At 30.8% G+C, this 18,412-nt stretch carries 14 protein-coding genes; 4 read left to right on the top strand and 10 right to left on the bottom strand.

Annotation, left to right across the window (positions count from 1 at the left end; translation table 11 throughout):
- Positions 1-24: 24 nt before the first annotated feature.
- Positions 25-948, bottom strand: a complete 924-nt coding sequence (locus EU92_RS05300; protein ID WP_032513841.1) for a sigma-70 family RNA polymerase sigma factor — start codon at positions 946-948, stop codon at positions 25-27.
- A 160-nt stretch (positions 949-1,108) separates the two neighbouring features.
- Positions 1,109-1,765, bottom strand: a complete 657-nt coding sequence (hisIE, locus tag EU92_RS05305; protein ID WP_032513840.1) for a bifunctional phosphoribosyl-AMP cyclohydrolase/phosphoribosyl-ATP diphosphatase HisIE — start codon at positions 1,763-1,765, stop codon at positions 1,109-1,111.
- A gap of 63 nt (positions 1,766-1,828) precedes the next feature.
- Here hisIE and EU92_RS05310 point away from each other — a divergent pair, with 63 nt between their 5' ends.
- Complete coding sequence (locus EU92_RS05310) at positions 1,829-2,299, top strand: 6-carboxytetrahydropterin synthase (protein ID WP_032513839.1); 471 nt, start codon at positions 1,829-1,831, stop codon at positions 2,297-2,299.
- A gap of 49 nt (positions 2,300-2,348) precedes the next feature.
- Here EU92_RS05310 and EU92_RS05315 read toward each other — a convergent pair whose 3' ends face one another.
- The 8 genes from EU92_RS05315 to EU92_RS05355 all read right to left on the bottom strand — a co-directional run bounded on the left by EU92_RS05315 (position 2,349) and on the right by EU92_RS05355 (position 12,646).
- Complete coding sequence (locus tag EU92_RS05315) at positions 2,349-4,931, bottom strand: ATP-dependent Clp protease ATP-binding subunit (protein ID WP_032513838.1); 2,583 nt, start codon at positions 4,929-4,931, stop codon at positions 2,349-2,351.
- 66 nt (positions 4,932-4,997) lie between these two features.
- Entirely contained in the window at positions 4,998-5,348 is a 351-nt protein-coding gene (petE, locus tag EU92_RS05320; RefSeq protein ID WP_032513837.1) for a plastocyanin, read from the bottom strand.
- A 63-nt stretch (positions 5,349-5,411) separates the two neighbouring features.
- The gene (locus EU92_RS05325) at positions 5,412-6,395 is read right to left on the bottom strand and encodes an NAD-dependent epimerase/dehydratase family protein (protein WP_032513836.1); all 984 of its coding nucleotides are present in this window, start codon (positions 6,393-6,395) and stop codon (positions 5,412-5,414) included.
- Between the two features lie 8 nt (positions 6,396-6,403).
- Positions 6,404-7,444: a uroporphyrinogen decarboxylase gene (gene hemE / locus EU92_RS05330; RefSeq protein ID WP_032513835.1), complete on the bottom strand. Its 1,041-nt coding sequence runs from the start codon at positions 7,442-7,444 to the stop codon at positions 6,404-6,406.
- A gap of 114 nt (positions 7,445-7,558) precedes the next feature.
- Positions 7,559-9,823, bottom strand: coding sequence for a 1,4-alpha-glucan branching protein GlgB (gene glgB, locus EU92_RS05335; RefSeq protein ID WP_032513833.1), 2,265 nt, complete (start codon positions 9,821-9,823; stop codon positions 7,559-7,561).
- 51 nt (positions 9,824-9,874) lie between these two features.
- Positions 9,875-11,458, bottom strand: coding sequence for a CocE/NonD family hydrolase (locus tag EU92_RS05340; RefSeq protein WP_032513832.1), 1,584 nt, complete (start codon positions 11,456-11,458; stop codon positions 9,875-9,877).
- Positions 11,459-11,783: 325 nt separating this feature from the next.
- The gene (locus tag EU92_RS05350; RefSeq protein WP_032513830.1) at positions 11,784-12,191 is read right to left on the bottom strand and encodes a DUF4332 domain-containing protein; all 408 of its coding nucleotides are present in this window, start codon (positions 12,189-12,191) and stop codon (positions 11,784-11,786) included.
- An 11-nt stretch (positions 12,192-12,202) separates the two neighbouring features.
- Positions 12,203-12,646 carry a DUF2518 family protein gene (locus tag EU92_RS05355; RefSeq protein ID WP_032513829.1) on the bottom strand — a complete coding sequence of 148 codons (444 nt, stop codon included), beginning with the start codon at positions 12,644-12,646 and terminating at the stop codon, positions 12,203-12,205.
- 114 nt (positions 12,647-12,760) lie between these two features.
- On the opposite strand from EU92_RS05355, the gene EU92_RS05360 reads away from it, so the two are divergent.
- From EU92_RS05360 to folB, 3 genes are all read left to right on the top strand, one after another.
- Entirely contained in the window at positions 12,761-16,657 is a 3,897-nt protein-coding gene (locus tag EU92_RS05360; protein ID WP_032513970.1) for a translocation/assembly module TamB domain-containing protein, read from the top strand.
- A 65-nt stretch (positions 16,658-16,722) separates the two neighbouring features.
- Positions 16,723-18,033 (top strand): glutamate-5-semialdehyde dehydrogenase, encoded by a 1,311-nt coding sequence (locus EU92_RS05365; RefSeq protein WP_032513828.1) that lies wholly within the window; start codon positions 16,723-16,725, stop codon positions 18,031-18,033.
- Between the two features lie 11 nt (positions 18,034-18,044).
- Positions 18,045-18,407, top strand: a complete 363-nt coding sequence (gene folB / locus EU92_RS05370) for a dihydroneopterin aldolase (RefSeq protein ID WP_032513827.1) — start codon at positions 18,045-18,047, stop codon at positions 18,405-18,407.
- The last annotated feature ends 5 nt before the right edge of the window (positions 18,408-18,412 follow it).

The raw sequence follows: 18,412 nt of genomic DNA, 5'->3' as shown, positions 1-18,412 counted from the left end.
TAATTGTTTTTAATTGATTTTTTTTTAGTTAATGCTATCAACTAATCCATTCTGTATCCCAGCCTTTCTTAGTTTTCTTAAGGCGCGTTGAACAACTTGTCGGCAATATTCCCTACTACAACTCATATATGTTGCTACTTCAGCTAAAGTTCTCCACTCATTTGAACCGTCTAAGCCAAATCTCAGGCTTACTATCTTTCTTTCTTTTTCAGTTAAATTTGCTTTGTCCAATAACTTCCAAGCAGAGGCTGTCCTTTCGTCTAATTCTGCTAACTCCATTGGGGGCGTTTGATCACTAGGAAGAATATCAACTAATTCAGAGGGGTCTGACTTTGATTTAACAGTACCTTGAAGACTAACAGTAATACTTCTTAATTCACAAGAAAGAAGTTCATCAATCTCCTCCTTAGTTATTTTCATTTCTTCAGCTAACTCAATACTAGTAGGTGCAATACCCTTAAGCTGCATGAGTTTTGACTTCGCGGATCTTAATTTTGTAAGTTTTTCATTAATGTTGACAGGTATTCTAATGGTTCTACTTTGAGTTGATAATGCTCTATTTAACCCTTGCCTAATCCACCAATAAGCATAGGTCGAGAATCTGTGCCCCCTAGAAGGATCATATTTCTCTACAGCCCTCGTGAGGCCTAATGTTCCCTCTTGAATTAAGTCGAGCAATTCAAGTCCTTTTCCTTGATATCTCTTGGCAAGGTTCACAACCAATCTTAGATTCGCTGTTATCATTTCATTTTTAGCTTTCTCACCGATCTTGATTTTTTTCTTTTCTGAATCAGAATATTCGCAAGCCGGACCTTTACCCCCAGCACTTTGACATCTATTAATAAGTACAACCATTTCTTGGACTTTTCTGCCCATAGTGAGTTCTTTTTCAGGAGTCAAAAGTTGATGACGACCTATTTCACCAAGAAAATCGCTTAATGAACTCACGATTTACCTCTTAATTAATATATTTAACTTAGGGTTTATTCTTGAATTATCCATACATGTAATAATTAATTAATAATTAATTAATAATTATTAATTAGTTTATTTAATAACTTTTTCTTTAAATTTATTAGTTAAATTTTCTTAAATTGTGATTTATTATTTATTTCTTTCTTGATTCTAAGACGGCAAGAACATCTCTCCAATCAACGTCTTTATGCATAAGGGCTACTTGAAGATGATAAATTAAATCAGCCGCTTCATTTGAGATTGATTTTTTGTCATTATCTTTGCAAGCCATTATAAATTCAGCAGATTCCTCTCCTATTTTTTTTAAAATAGTATTACTTCCCTTAGTAAATAAATAATTTGTGTAACTTTTCTCTGAAGGATTCACTGACCTTTTTTTTATCGTATTAAATAATTCTGAGCAAATATTTGAAAAAGGAGTTGTTTTTTTCTTTTTTTTATTATTTTGATTAATTTGGATTTGGTTGAAGAAACAACTTTTTTCACCAGTGTGACAAGCCCCTGAACCTTTTTGTTCAATCAAAAGAATTAGTGCATCATTATCACAATCGAATCTTATCTCTTTAAGTAATTGAGTACTTCCACTTGTGGCTCCCTTTCTCCAAATTTCGGATCTTGATCTACTCCAGTAATGGACGTTTTTGGTCTCAAGAGTTTTTGTCAATGATTCACTATTCATCCAAGCAAGCATAAGAATTGATCCGTCTAGCCAATCTTGTGCTATTGCTGGGATTAATCCATAATTATCAAAGCGTAGATCTTCTATCGAAAAATTTGTTGTATAAGTCATTATGTTCGGTATGTTGAATGCTACTCAATGTGTTTTATTAAAAATTATCCTAACAGTTAATTGATGTGTATTCATTCTTTTAAATTTTCATGCAGTAAAAGTTATGAAGATTTTCCTTGCTCTCATAGGCAATGGCGCCATGAAGGCCACTGTAGATTTGTGCATGGATATTCAAGATCATTTACCTTTTGTTTTACTTCAAAAAAATTAGATCAAAATGGATTTGTCGTTGATTTCTCAAGTCTAAAGCCTCTTGAAAATAAACTTAAGGAGCAATTTGACCATACTTTTTTGATAAATAAAGATGATCCCTTATTGAATTACTGGGAAAAATTACATGACTTAGGTGCTTTAGATTTGAGAATTATGGATAATGTGGGAATGGAATTTACTTCTGAATTGATTTGGAGATGGGCTAATGAATTCTTGCAGGATAAAGATAAAGGCAGAACATGTTGTTGGAAAACAGAATCAAAAGAAAATAAATTTAATAAATCAAGTTATGAGAAAATTCCTGAATGGTTCAAATCCTAGATTAAGGTTATTTCATTTAAAAATACTTGATTCTTTTAAATTCAGATCTTTAATCAACAATTATCTCTCCATTAGAGAGGTAAATATTAACCTCATGTTTATTACTGTAATTATTGTTAAGGATATTGTTTGAAATTTTCGTCTCAATTTGTTTTTGAATAACTCTTTTTAAAGGCCTTGCACCGTAGACATTGTCAAAACTATTTTTGACCAATTGGTCTATTGCTTCATCAGTGATTTTAAATTTTAAATTTTTTTTGATAAGTCTATTTTCTAAAATTTTGAGCTGGATTTTTGCAATTTCTTTTATATCATTTAACTCTAAATTTTTAAAAATCACTATTTCATCAAGTCTATTTAAAAACTCAGGCTTGAAAAATTTTTTAAGTTCAGAATCTACAATTTTTTTAATTTCATTTGTATCTTCTTTTCTAGCTGACAAATCATTTATTGATTGACTTCCTAAATTACTTGTGAGAACAATGATTGAATTTTTGAAATTAATTGTACGTCCCTGACCATCTGTAATGATTCCATCATCAAGAACCTGTAAAAGAATATCTAAGATATCTTTGTGTGCTTTTTCTATTTCATCTAGAAGTATTAATGAATAAGGATTTTTCCTTACAGCTTCAGTTAATTGACCTCCTGATTCGAAACCTAAATATCCAGGGGGCGCACCTATTATCTTACTAACTGAATGCTTTTCCATATATTCAGACATATCAAGTCTAGTAATTGAAGAGTTTGAGTCGAATATGATTTTTGCGGTTACTTTACTAAGCTCTGTTTTCCCAACCCCAGTTGGACCTAAAAAAAGGAAACTTGCTAGAGGCTTGCTAGGGTCGTTTAGACCTGTCCTTGATCTCTTTATAGAGTCTGCAACTGCACTAATTGCATTATCTTGACCAATAATTTTTTCTTTAAGGATTGACTCGAGGCTTAAAAGTTTATCTTTTTCTGATTGGTTTAAGTTTTGTACTGGAATTGAGGTCCACTTAGAGACAACTTCTGCAATATCATCAAAAGTTACCTCTTGCCTTAAAAGACTAGATTCTCCATTTTTTTGTGAATTAACTAAGGACTCACTTTTTTCTTCTAATTTTTTTTGTAAGGAATTTAAAGTTCCGAATTCCAATTCTGCTGCTTTGTTAAGATCAAAATTCCTTTTTGCTTGATCTATTTTTAATTGAATAGCTTCAATTTCTTCTTTTATGATGCTAATTTCATCAATTTCATCTTTTTCTTTTTTCCATTGAGCATTTAATTCGGCCTGTTTCTCTTTAAAAGAAATAAGTTCGATATTGATTTTTTTTAATCTTTCTATAGAAAAATCATCTGTCTCTCTTTTTAAAGATAATTTCTCCATCTCTAGTTGTAGAACTTTTCGATCAATTTCATCAATGTCTTCAGGTTTGGAAGTTATAACCATATTTAATCTTGACGCTGCTTCATCGATTAGGTCTATTGCCTTATCAGGAAGAAATCGATCATTAATATATCTTTCGCTGAGTGTGGCAGCAGCAACCAAAGCGTTATCAGAAATTCTTACACTATGATGAACTTCGTATCTTTCTCTTAATCCTCTTAATATTGAGACAGTATCATCAACTGAAGGAGCATCAATTTTTATTTTCTGAAATCTTCTTTCTAGAGCAGGATCTTTTTCTATATTTTGTTTGTGTTCATTTATTGTTGTAGCACCGATACATCTAAGTTCTCCTCTTGCAAGCATAGGTTTTAATAGGTTGCTTGCATCTAAGGATCCCCCACTGGCGCCTGCACCCACTACAGTATGAATTTCATCAATAAAAAGAATGATCTTGCCATCTGATTCTTTGACTTTTTTTAGAACATTTTTTATTCTTTCTTCAAACTCTCCTCGATATTTTGCTCCAGCCAAAAGCGAACCCATATCTAATGAAATTAGTTGCCTATTTTGTAGTAATGAGGGTACATCGCCGTTAATTATTCTTTGAGCCAGACCCTCAACTATGGCTGTTTTCCCAACTCCAGGATCTCCAATAAGAACCGGATTATTTTTTGTTCTTCTACTTAATATTTGAATTGTTCTTCTAATCTCTTCATCTCTACCAATAACGGGATCTAAAAATCCATCCCTTGCTGATTGGGTTAGATCAGTACTATATTTATCTAAAGAATCATTGGAATTATCAAATTCGTTTTGAACTGCTGGATCTGATCTCATTTTCTTTATAGTTTCAAAAAATTCTGGAATGCCCTTTTGATTTAAAATTTGAAATCCATATTTAACATCATAAGTTAAACCGTATAGTAAGTGTTCTGTTGATATCACTACATCATTTAAAGTATTTTTAAATTCATTTGCTCTTAGAAATATTTTATGAAGTGAATCACCAATATATAAATTATCTTGTCTCGTTTTCATTTTTGCTTTCGTATTTAATGAAAATATTATTTGCTTCTCTATCTCTAAAGTATTTACTTTGTTTTTTTCTAAAATCTTTTTTGTAACTTTGTCTTGTTTTATGAGAGCTAACAATAAATTATCAGAGTCTACGTTTTGTTGGTGATTTTTATAAGCTATTTCTTTGGCAAAAATAAAACAGTCCCAAGCTGAATTTGAAAATTCGCTTGGGACTATTTTCATTAATCAAAGTTTAGATATGACTACAAGAAGTATCAAGTAGAAAAGAATATTGAACTACAAGAAGATTTATTCAACAACTACTTTACCTACCATCCCCGCACCTCTATGAGGCTCGCAATAGAAGTCATAAGTTCCTGCAGTATTAAATGTTTCTTCCCAAGATTCTCCTGGAGCAAAAGCTAGATCTGGATGACTTAAGTCCTCATGTCCATCAAAAACAGCATTATGAGGGGCAAGTTTGTTATTAACGAATTTTACTGTATCACCAGTACTGATGTTTACTGTACTTGGTTCAAATGCAAGCATTCCAGCATCCGTTCCAAGTTTAATTTCAACAGTCTTAGCTGAAACTGATGAAATACCAAGACCTAGAGTTAAGACTATTGCGAATAATCCAGCGAAGATTGAACGTAACATAATAAAAATTTACTTTAATATATATATATATTACAAGGCTTTGGGAACCTTACTGCGAGAGTTTTAATTGATATTACAGCTTGGTAACTTTGATAACCTTAAAATATCGCTAATTGATTTGGCATAACTTTTAAGTTTGAACGTCTCAGGATTAGTGATGGGGTCATGATTAAAGTCATATTTTTTAATACTGTAGGTGTCCCATGGTGTTGCTTGGATGGGAAGAATTCTTAATAATATTTTCAGAATTTGTTTTGTAAGAGGTATCGCAAAATATCTTTTCATCTTATTCCTTTTTAGAAGTGTATTTATTGCTTCGTCAATTGAAATAAATTTCTGACCCAGGACAAATTTTCTAAATCCTTTATATTGCTTTTCTTTATAATTTTTAATTAGAAAGCCACAAATTTGAGCTATGTCATTGGCGTGTATAAAATGAAATTTGGAATCAAGTTTTAAAAATCTCGCTAACCAGAGCCATTTCCCAATTTCTTTTAATCCACTAGTTAAATAACTTACAGGATATTTACTTGTTCTGCCAAGAGTTCCTCCAAAAACTAAGGTAGGAAAAATAGCAAATGTTTTTTCAGAAAATGAGCTTTCTTTAAGTCTCATGAAACATTTATATTTTGTTTGTATGTATTCCGTTCCATAAATTAATGATTCCCTCATTAATTCTGTTTTTGTATCAAGAATGCTAGCCGTTGAGAAATAGATAATCTTTTCTAATTTCTTGATATCGAGCATTTCAAGTAATTCTTCAAAAGCTTTAATATTTACTTCATAGGCTCTTTGGGGATCGCCCCAAGCTGTAGCAGTATGTATTAGGTAATTGATTTCACTAATTTCTTTTTTATATCTGTTTGATTCTCTGATATCGCAAACTATTAACTTAACTTTTTTATTTTCTTGAATAGAAATTGGCAACTTACTTTTATCTCTTACCATGAGATAAAGCCTGAATTTTGTGTTTTTTAAAAACCAGTCAACTAAATATTGGCCAACACATCCATTAGCGCCTGTAATTAGTAAGTTTTTAAATGCCAAGATTTTGACTAGTAAGTGAGTTTTTTTCCATGTTCAAAAAATGTTTGAGCATTTTCTTCTGGAGTCCCAGGTAAAATTCCATGACCTAAATTAAGAATATATTTTCTATCCTTAATTTTATTGAAAGTATTATCAATCCTTTCTTTTATTGAATGTTTATTTCCAAATAAAATGCCAGGGTCAACATTACCTTGAATACCAATTTCATTAGGAATTCTTTTACAAGCCTCCTCAATATCTACTGTCCAGTCTAATGAAATTATATCTATCCCTGTTTTTGCCATTCTTTCTATTACTCCCGCACTGCCAGAAATGTAGAGAATAACAGGTGTGTCAGGGTAGTCTTTCTTTACAATCTCAACAACTTTTTTTTGATAAGGGCCAGCAAAGATATCATAATCTTGTGGGCTTAGTTGACCTGCCCATGAATCAAAAATTTGTACTACTTGTGCCCCAGATTTTATTTGATATTTAAGATATTCACCAATAGATTTTGCAAAATGATCAAGAAGTTTGTGAAGTAAATCTGGTTCTTTAAAAGCCATCGATTTTATTAAAGAATAATTTTTACTGCTTTTACCTTCAACTACATATGCTGCAAGAGTCCAAGGTGCGCCAACAAAACCTAAAACTGTTGCTTCATTATTCACATCTTTTTTTAATGAAGTAAGTACTTGCCCAACAAAGCTTAAACTCTCACCTGGATTTAATTCTTTTAAATTTTCTATCTGGCTAAGAGTTCTTATTGGTTCCTCAATTATTGGACCTTTACTTTCGATTATTTCAAAATTTATACCCATACCTGGAAGAGGTGTGAGAATATCTGAGAAAAGGATCACACCATCTGGTTTGAAAGCATGAAAAGGTTGCATTGATATCTCATAGGATAGTTCTGGATTTTCAGACCTCTCCCTAAAGCTAGGGTAACGCTCCCTTAAATCCCTATAGATCTTCATATATCTTCCTGCTTGCCTCATCATCCATACTGGAGGCCTAGTTACTTTTTCACCTAATGCGGCAGAAAGAAGTAGTGGTAAATTTTCACCCATTTTTTAATTCGATTTTTTTTTAATTAAAATTCCAACTTAAAAATCTTACAATGCAAAGCAGATCAAAAGTGTTATATGAACATTTATATGAAGCACTTAGTTAAATGAGCTTTCTTATTTCTTTTCTTGATGTTTGAAGATACTTACGCTTAATGGCGGTAAAGCGAGTTCTAAAGCATTTTGATAATCATGAATGTTGTAATTTATAGTTTCTTTGCCGCCCATATTCCCTTTATTACTGCCCCCGTATCTAGATCCATCTGAATTAAATATCTCTTTATAGAATCCTTCTAAAGGAACCCCTACTTTATATGAACCATGAGTATTAGGTGTAAAGTTCGCAACAATTACAAGCCACTCATTAGTATCGTTTTCTCTTCTCATAAAACTTATTACTGAATTAGATTTGTCATTACAATCAATCCATTGGAATCCATAAGGATCAAAGTCATTTTTCCATAACGCAGGTTCATTTTTATAAAGCGAATTCAGGTCGTCAACTAAGTTTCTGATACCTTTATGAGGTTCAAATTCTAGCAACTCCCATTGAAGATCATCCCAAACATTCCATTCTTGTCTTTGTCCAAATTCCATTCCCATAAATATCGTTTTTTTACCGGGATGGGTCCACATATAAGTTAGTAAAGCTCGAGTATTTGCATATTTCTTCCAATCATCGCCTGGCATTTTATGCAAAAGATGACTTTTCCCATGGACAACCTCATCGTGACTAAGAGCAAGCATGAAATTCTCTGTGTAGTTATATGTTATTGAGAAAGTCACACTATTTTGATGGAATTGTCTGAACCAAGGATCTATCTCAAAATAATCGAGCATATCGTGCATCCATCCCATATTCCATTTCAAATTAAACCCTAATCCTCCCATGTCTGTTGGTTTGGTAACCATTGGCCAAGTTGTTGATTCTTCAGCAATAGAAAGCGCACCAGGGAAATGTTGGAAAAGTACATGATTAGCCTGTTGAAGAAATTGAACGGCTTCTATATTTTCATTCCCGCCATTCTCATTAGGTATCCATTCTCCATCCGGGCGTAGATAGTCTCTGTATAGCATTGAAGCTACAGCATCTACTCGTATGCCATCAATATGAAATTCTTCAAACCAATAAATGAGGTTGGCAACTAGGAAATTTCTTACTTCGTTTCTGCTGTAATTAAAGATTAAAGTTCCCCATTCTTTATGTTCACCTATACGTGAATCCCCATGTTCATAAAGATGACAACCATCAAAAAATGCCAAACCATGCTTGTCTTTTGGAAAATGACCAGGCACCCAATCAAGAATTACACCTATGCCTTCTTTATGACATTTATTTACAAACTCCCTAAATTCATTTGGAGTTCCAAATCTACTTGTAGGTGCATACCAGCCTGTAACCTGGTATCCCCATGAGCCATCGAAAGGATGCTCAGATATTGGCATTAGTTCAATATGAGTAAATCCTCTCTCTTTTACATAAGGGATGAGTTTTTCGGTTAATTCTGGATAAGTTAATAATCTTGTTCCAGGTTTTAAATCTGCCGCAGGCACTGGTTCTCTATGCTTCCCATTGTCTTCAAGATATTTATTATCTGTTGATTCATGGAGCCAACTTCCTAAATGCATCTCATAAACTGAAATGGGCTTGTTAATTTGACTAGAGGAATCCCTATTTTTAATCCAAGAACTATCATTCCAATTAAAGTTTTTTAATTTTGAAACTATTGAACCATTTTGAGGCCTGATTTCATGAAGGAAACCATATGGATCAGCTTTTTCATAAATATGTCCTTCTTGTGTTCTTATTTCGTATTTGTATTTGTCTCCTTCTTTCATTATTGGCATGAATAGTTCCCAAATTCCGCCTAATCTTTTTTGCATTGGATGATGTCTTCCATCCCAAGAATTTATATCTCCAATTATCGAGATTGATTTTGCATTTGGAGCCCAAATGCAGAACATAACCCCCTTTTGATTCTTGATTTCAATGAGATGTGCTCCCATTTTTTCCCAAATATGATGATGATTACCTTCTGCAAAAAGATGCCTATCAACTTCTCCCATCCACTCTTCTCTATAAGACCAAGGGTCATATTGGGTATGAGTGATCCCTCCTCTTGAAATATTTATTTCGTAATTAGAATTTGGATTTTCTGGAAGGATTGCTTCAAAAAGCCATTTATGGTTTATGCTTGCGGCCTTATAGGTTTTATTTTTAAAATTTATTTTCACTTCATCTGCTTCTGGCATCCATACCCTTATTACCCATTGCTCTTCATAAAAATGAGGACCTAATATTTTTAATGGATTATCATTGCAACAATTTTCTAGGTTGATAGCTTCTGATTTAATCCAGTCTGCTTGATTTGTCTCTATCATGACTGGTAGATGTTAAGGATTAATAATATCAAATGATTAACCAAAAAATAATTATTTATTAAAAAAAGGGCTCATTTTCATAAATGCTTGATTAAGTGTAAAACTTAAAGTAATAATTCTATGATTTGCCGAAGGAGCTCCAATATTTTCATCACCAAATCCAGGATTAACTCCAATAGCAGGATAAGCTGCTGCAGATATAGATAATCGAAGCTTACTACCTTTGATTAAACAAATATTTGTTGGTTGCATTGTAATTTTATAAATGCATTCTTTACTTATTTGGGAGTTTTTAACCCTCAAGAATCCAGTTGAGAACTGATTTACCTTCTCATCATCTTTTTCAACTAGAGATAAAGCGAGGCAGATATCGAAGTTGGGCTGATCACTTTTTACAGGGATTTCTAATGTGGGAACCCCTTTGAAATATTGATCTTCTTCAAAATAATTGGTTTGAAAAACTCCTACATCCAGACGTTTGTCAATAATATTTCTATTAAAATTTCCTGGATTTGGACCCAAATGACCACCGTCAGATGGCGCAGGTCTCCATGGGTCATTAACAATTGTGAACCATCCCGATCCTTTTGATTTTATGGTCAGACTCCCATCTTCAGCATCTATATTTGCTATGCCATCGCTTTTGAGCCCAAAAATAAATTCAGGGCAAAATTTATTATCTAATTCGTCCCATTGATTTAATGAAATATTCCATATTTTATTCTCTTTTAAATTATTGTTAGAATTCAACTTTTTATCTAATTTTAAATGTTTATCAAAAAATTTTAATAAAGATCTTTGTGAGCCCTCCCACCAATTTAGGTGAGTCGCATTCCCAATAAGTATCTCTGGACTGCCGCCAGCTTCTTGCGACTTTTTATAAAGATCAAATGCCCCTTTTAAATGTGGATCCCAAAGTCCCCCAATAATTAACATAGGTTGTTTAATCCATGTTGAAATTGGCTTAAATTCTTCAAAGAGGCAACCATTATTTAAATTTCTAAGCCATAGCAAAACAAAGCTATTAGGATCATAATTTTTTAAAATATCAATTCCTTCCCTTAGATAACTTTTATTTTCTAGGGCTAACCTTATCTTTTCCCACTCAAATAAATTATTTTCTTTTTTCATTTTTAGTGCTGCAATTTGCAGTCCCCATGCAATATTGTTATGCCACCAATAGGCTCCTCCATCTGAGCACCAATGATCTTTAATATTTAACCCAGTCATTGCTGGAGATAAACAATCGGGGGGCTTTGAATTTGATTCACCTATTAGTTGAGTAAATCCTTGATATGAAAAACCATATAAGCCAAGTTTCCCATTACATTCTTTGAGAGACCTTACCCATTCATGTGTTTCTGAAGTATCGCCAGCTTCTTGCTTAAAACCATTAAAAAAACCTTCAGAAGAGCCCATCCCTCTAACATCTTGAATTATTACCATATACCCTTTAGATGCCCACCATTCAGGGTGAGAATAGGTAATCGTTGAAGCTATTTCCTTCCCATAAGGTTGTCTCATTAATAATGCAGGCCATGGCCCATTATCATTATTAGGTAACCAAATCCTTGATGTAAGTCTGACCCCATCTCTAAGTACTAGAGTCTTGTCAAAACATCTTGAACCATACATTAAGCTTTATATAATATCTGGACAGTGTAGTCCAATAACGTAAATAGAGAAAATCTCAGCATGAACGGGGGTCAACTTATTTTTTTTTGATACATACTCTATAACTTTATCTGAACTAGCCGAGATACCTTTTGAATTAAACTCTCTAAACTTATTACACATATTCATAGCTTCGCTTGGATTCTTTTTTACGCTTTCTAATAAGTTCGATTGGCTAAAAACAGGGTATAAAAAGTTGGTAAACAAAAAAAATAAAAATAAAAAAGGTTTCATTATTACTTACTTTTTTTTAATTCTACATTAAAAAATTTTTTTAACCAAGATTTCAAATAGATTTATAGATTTGATTGGCTCTTTTAATCCATTTTTTTAACAGAGTAAATGATATAGCTGTCTTGGTTTTAACTCTAAGGCTTCTTTCTAATCTTCTAATTCTGCGTTCTAATTCGTAAGGAGTAGATAGTGATAATGATTTGGGAGAACCAATACCGCAATGTAAAAGTAGATATGCTTGCGGTGGAGAAATTCCAATTTCTTTTTTGAAAATAGATATAGCTCTAATTTTTTTCAAATTATTTAATGTACATAGTGGAGATTTTCTTTGAATCTCATTTATATCTAAGTCTGAAAGATTACTTAGTTTTTCAAAGTTACTTATATTATTTTGAATAAAAAAAGATTTCTCATGTCTAAAGTTAGTTGGCAATAAATCTAAAAAGGTTCTGATTTCCATAATTTTAGAGACTAATTCATTTTGACATTTTTCTTGACTTCTCCAATTACTACTGGTTTACTTACACCATCTGCAATTTGTTCAAGTTTTCTTATCTTTATTTTTACATTTGCACCCGATCTACTACCTTTTCTAAGATTTTGTGATAATTGTTCTAGAGTTGGTTCAATAGACTCTTCTGGAAAGTCATCCTCTGCTTTAGTAATAATCAAATCGAACCCGTTGTCATAAACTATTGGTAAATATTTTGCATCTTCTATTACTACATTTTCAGTATAACTTTGTATAAATGCCCAACTGCTTAAAGAAAGTAATAATGAGAAAATGGTTGCACCTATTATTCGAAATTTCAAACCAAAATTAAATATAAAAGCTGCTACAGTGCAAATAAAGAGGAATATTCCAAATAATCCAAAAATTTTTGGAGTGTTCTCTAATAGTTCAAAAAAAGACATTTAGTGGCTTTGATCAAATTAATTTCTTATATTTTGTAAGCCTACTCTATTTTGGGTTCTAACTTGAAAAAATTTAGATCTCTAAATTTAAATAAAAAAATTCTATTATTATGTATGATTTTGCCTATAGGATTTTTAGGCACCTTTTTATTAAATAATTTTTTAAAAGATAACTATAATTCTAGGAAATCAGATCTTGAAGATAGTGTTGAGAATTTTTTAAATAAAAAGGTTTATTTAGGCGATTATTCCGGGATTAGATTTCTAGGGTTTTCTCTGGGGAATTCAAAAATTATTGATAAAAAAAATATAGATTCTGGAATTACAGCTAAGAATGTATATATAGGTATTATGCCTTTTAGATCTTTTTTAAAACAAAAATGGATATTAACAATAAGGCCTGATCAAACTGAAATTAATATAGATAGAGATTTTTTTAAAAGGGAAGAACCTTATAAAAAAGCTCGAAGTTCAAAAAAATCAAAATCAAAGTATGAATTGAATTTCAATTTAAAAAAATATTCAATTCTCAACCTTAAAAATTCAGGATTAAAAACAAAAGTAAAAGGTAATTTTATCTACAAGTCAATTAGTAGACAAATTATTGCAAATGTAAAATCTAATTTTGAGGGTAAAGGTTTTCTAAAGTTAAAATTCAATACAAAGTTAAATCAAGACTTTTTAAGGCTGGATTTATTTTCTAGGGGTTTAGATCTTGAGAACTCCGAATATGTTTTTGGGAACAGAAAAATTAGTTTTAAAGAAGGAAATTTTAAATCTAACTTTAAATTTAATAAATTATCAAATGAAACCTCTTGCAAAGGAAAATTCTCTTTTACTAATTTAAAAATAAAACCAGAAGCTTTATCAGAAAATATAACTTCAGATTCAACTAGATTTTTTTGTAAAGATAAGTATTTAATTGGAAATTCAGAAAACTTAAATTATGGAACTTTGACTTCAAATTTTAATCTAAATGTTCCGTTAAATAAAAGTTCTAATAATATTGATCTAAATGGAAGCATTGGATACATTGATAGTCTGAACCCAGATATTAAATTATCTGGAAATATTCCTTATTGGATTGATGGAAGAGGTATTAGTTTTGGTGAAATCAATTCTAGTTTTAAGATAAATAGAACTCAATTATCTAACTTAAATATTTTCCGAAAAAATGATATAAGGGGTTTCATTACTGCTAGAGGAGAATTTAAAGGAAAAATTAGTGATCCTGATATTTCGATAAACTTTAATGTTGATTATCCTCACTATAAAGGTATTCGTATTAGAGAAATATGGGAGGGAGATATTAAAAATGATAGAAATAAATTTCTGCTAAATATGAAAAACAGATATTCTCCAATCCCTTCATTTCTCTCAATTAAATTTGATTCTAAGCTTAAACTAGATAATGCAACTTTTATAAGAGTTTTTAATTCAAATAAAGGGAGTATAGAAATAGTCAAAGAGTATGATAATTATAATTGGAAAGCCGATAATTTTCCTCTTGATGAACTTGAATTATCTATAAGCCAAAATCAATTTGATAGAATTAACGGAATTATAAATGGTGCAGGATCAATATCTTCAGACCAGTCTTATCTTGATGGACGAATGGCTTGGAGTTTAGGTAAATATAGAAATATAAAGTTGGCAAATTCATTATTTGATTTCAGTTTCAAAAATAATTCTTTATATGTTAACTCATCATTGTATCCAATTGATGGGGGAATAATTGAATTCGAATATGACTCAAATAAAAATAATTTGATTAATACGGAATTCACCAATATAAGTACGAGTTGGACTATCTTGACCGTGCTTGATATTTTTAATTTTGATAATAAAAAAGTTATTCCAACAATAAAATCAAATATCCTTGATGATTTGGAAATAAATAAAGATAATAATTCGTTTAAAGAGAGGATCGACTATATAAATAATTTTGTTGAAAATAAAAATGATCAAGAGGAGAAATTTAACTTGAAAAAATATTTAAGTAAATTTAAAAGCAGATATAATGCAAAAGCAACTATTAACGGAGATAGGCCACTCAACTATAAATTAAATGCAAAATTAAATGGATATCTTGATTTCTCTAGAGATGATTACAAAAATGAAAAAGAGGAATTTTCTATTGATATGGAAGGGGGATTATTAAGAGGTAAAGGTTCTTTAAATATTAAAAAACTTCCATTAAGTTCTTTAAATATCTTTTTAAATCAACCAAAGGATTTTGTTGGAGGTTTGGATCTTAATTTATTTTATAATCTTGATACAAAATCTTTCTCAAGTTCAATTTATTCCAATAATTCATCAATAAACACTAAACAAGTAGTATTTGATAAAGGACTAATTGAATTTAATAATTCTACTTTTGATATTGATTTTTCCTTTCTAATAGATGACTCTAAAACTCCGATCATTCTTAAAGGTTCGATACCAATAAATACATCAGATAACCTAGATTTAAGATTGGTTGGGAATGAAAAATTTATTGATTTAATAGATATCTTTGCCACTGACTATTTTACTTATAAAGTTGGTGACTTAAATCTAAGAATGATAATAAAAGGTACTATAAATAAACCTATATTAAATGGATTTGTCGTGATTAAAGATTCTGAAATTGATTTTTACAATACTTTAATCAAAGATATTAATAGCTTGATAATTTTTGATTTTGAATCTTTAGAGATTAAGAATCTGCAAGCAAAGACAGAAGATTCTGGCAATATTTTTATAGACGGGTCTTTGCCTTTTTATAGTAAGAATGATTCCCGTAAGGAAGGGATTAAGTTAATAACAAATAAATTTACTATAAATACAGAAAGTTTCAATTTTTTAGTGGATTCAGATATTGATTTAAGTGGATCATTTGAAAATCCAATTTTAGGAGGTAACCTATCACTCAATAATGGATTTATTAATTTTAATAGAGCCAATCAAAATAATAAAATAGAAGATGATATTAATCTAAAAGAAGAAAAAAAAGATTGGCCAGAACTCTATTGGAATAGCAATGGGAATATTGAAATAATTTCAAATGAAACAATTTTGAATTCAGTTCTTTTAGGAGAAACTTTGCCTACTTATTTGGATAATTTGAGTTTTAATAATCTTAAATTAAAACTTGGACCAGAATTTAAACTTCAATATTCCGAGATAATTCAAGCTTATTTAGATACTAAATTAGACCTTAATATAAATGGAGCGGTAGGAAAAGATTTAAACGCTAGAGGTCTTATTTATCTTAAAAAAGGTCGAGCTAATCTATATACTACACCTTTTAAACTTGATAAAAATAAAGATAATTATATTTTATTTGCTTCAAGAAGTGGGGTGGTTCCATTCATTAATTTTTCTCTAGTTAGTAAAGTGCCAGATTCTATAATACCTATAAGTGAAAATAATCAGGATTCAAATGTTTCAGATGATCTTGATGCAAATGAGACTTCAAGTGGTTTTGGAGCATTTGGGATTGGCAATACAAGGCTTATTAAAATTGAAGCTTCTTACGAAGGATTTTTAGATCAATTATCTTTTGAAGATGAAAATAAAAGAATCCAACTAAGGAGTACCCCAAGTTATAACAGGTCACAAATAATTGGTTTAATTGGAGGTAATTCTGCAAATTTAATAAATAGAGCATTCATTTCTCAACTTAATAATGCCGATGCATTTAGTGAAAGGTTTCAGTTATCTTTATACCCAGCTTTAATAGAAAATAATGATTCTTTAAATAATATTTTTTCTAATGAGAATTTAGATATTGAAAATGATGAAGAATCATCTTCTAATGAAGAATTTTCTTCTCAAGCTTGGATAGCTGAGCTAGGAATTGACATTACAGATGCAGTAAATTTTGCCTTCCAAACTGTTCCAGGAAGAGATGACCTCCCGCCTACAGGGATTTTAACTTTTCAGGCTAATCCAAACTTAGAATTATTAGGTTCTTATGATTCTAATGGGGATTGGAAAGGTAGACTTCAATTATTTTTTAGATATTAATTCACAACGAAGTTAGTTTAAAGAATCGTTAATTTGAATTATTATTAAAATAACTAAAAAAAAATATGCCCAATATCTTTGAGGTTACTCAACCAGGAAATGATCTTTTAGAGAAAGCTGATCAAGTTCGACTAGCATCAATAAAAATAAGTCAGGCTGAAAATCATAATAGAATTGAAGCTTTAAATTTAATGGCTAATTCTCTAGAAAAAAATACTAAAGAAATTTTGGAGGCTAATTTTGAGGACTACAAAATAGCAGAAAATAAAGGTATTTCAAAGGCGTTACTCTCTAGATTAAAGTTATCAGACGAAAAATTAAATTCAGCAATTGAAGGAGTAAGAAAAGTTGGGCACTTAGCTGATCCCGTAAATCAAGTTCAAATAAAAAGAGAGCTTTCCAAGGGACTGATCTTAGAGAGGAAAACGGTTCCTATAGGAGTTATAGGGGTTATTTTTGAATCTAGACCTGATGCTGTTATGCAGATTAGTTCACTAGCAATAAGATCCGGTAATGGAGTAATTCTAAAGGGCGGTAGTGAAGCTAATTTAACAAATGCTGCAATAGTCAAAGCATTGCAAAAAGGTTTGTATGAATCAGGTCTTGATAAAAATGCAATATGCTTGCTCACAAGCAGAAAAGATAGTATGTCAATGTTAAATCTTGATAAGTATATTAATTTAATAATTCCTAGAGGAAGTAATGAATTGGTTAAATTTATTCAAGAAAACACAAGAATTCCCGTGCTAGGGCATGCTGATGGAATTTGTCATTTGTTCATAGATAATGAGGCAAATCTTGAGATGGCTTTATCGGTAGCTCTGGATAGTAAAATTCAATATCCAGCAGCATGTAATGCTATTGAAACTTTATTATTGCATAAAGATATTGCACAAGTTTTTCTTGAAAAGGCTGTACCTTTATTTGATTCTAATGACGTTAAATTATTAGGAGATAAAAGATCTCTTGAATTAGGATTAAAATATGAAGCCAGTCCAGAAGATTGGCAAACTGAATATTTAGATTTAATTTTATCGATAAAAATTGTTGATGATTTTGATGAGGCAATCACTCACATTCAGAAATTTAGTTCAAAACATACTGATGGAATAATTACTGAAAATTTAATTACTGCTAATAAATTTATGAATGTAGTTGATAGTGCAGGTGTTTTTCATAATTGCTCTACAAGGTTTGCAGATGGGTTTAGATATGGATTTGGAGCTGAAGTTGGGATATCTACTCAAACTCTTCCCCCAAGAGGACCCGTAGGTCTAGAGGGTTTGGTTACATATAAATATTTCCTAAAAGGAAAAGGGAATATAGTTGACGATTTTTCATCTGGAAAGGATATCTACACTCATAAGGATTTTTGATTTTTTTGAAGATGGAAACATTTTTAAAAATAGAGGATATTAAACTCTGGGCTAGAGTAGGTGTTCTTGATGAAGAAAGGCAATTAGGACAATTATTTAGTTTGGATATATATTTGTGGACTGATTTCGAAAAGTGTACTTTAAATGATGATTTAAAAGAAACAGTTAACTATTCAAAATTAGTTGAAATATTAAAAGATCAATCAAAGAAAATATATTGTTTCACAATCGAAAAATACTCGAACGCAATATTAGAAATTATTGATAAAGAATTTCAGCTTTCTAAAATTAAAATAATTTTGCAAAAATGTAATCCTCCAATTACTGGCTTTGATGGGAAGGTGTCAATAGTAAGAATTCTTGAGAAAAAGTGAAAGTC

Source organism: Prochlorococcus marinus str. MIT 9107 (assembly GCF_000759855.1).
In the GTDB taxonomy this organism is placed as follows: Bacteria; Cyanobacteriota; Cyanobacteriia; order PCC-6307; family Cyanobiaceae; genus Prochlorococcus_A; species Prochlorococcus_A marinus_N.
Note: the sequence above shows the minus strand (reverse complement) of the source record. Positions and strands in the feature narration are given on the sequence as shown.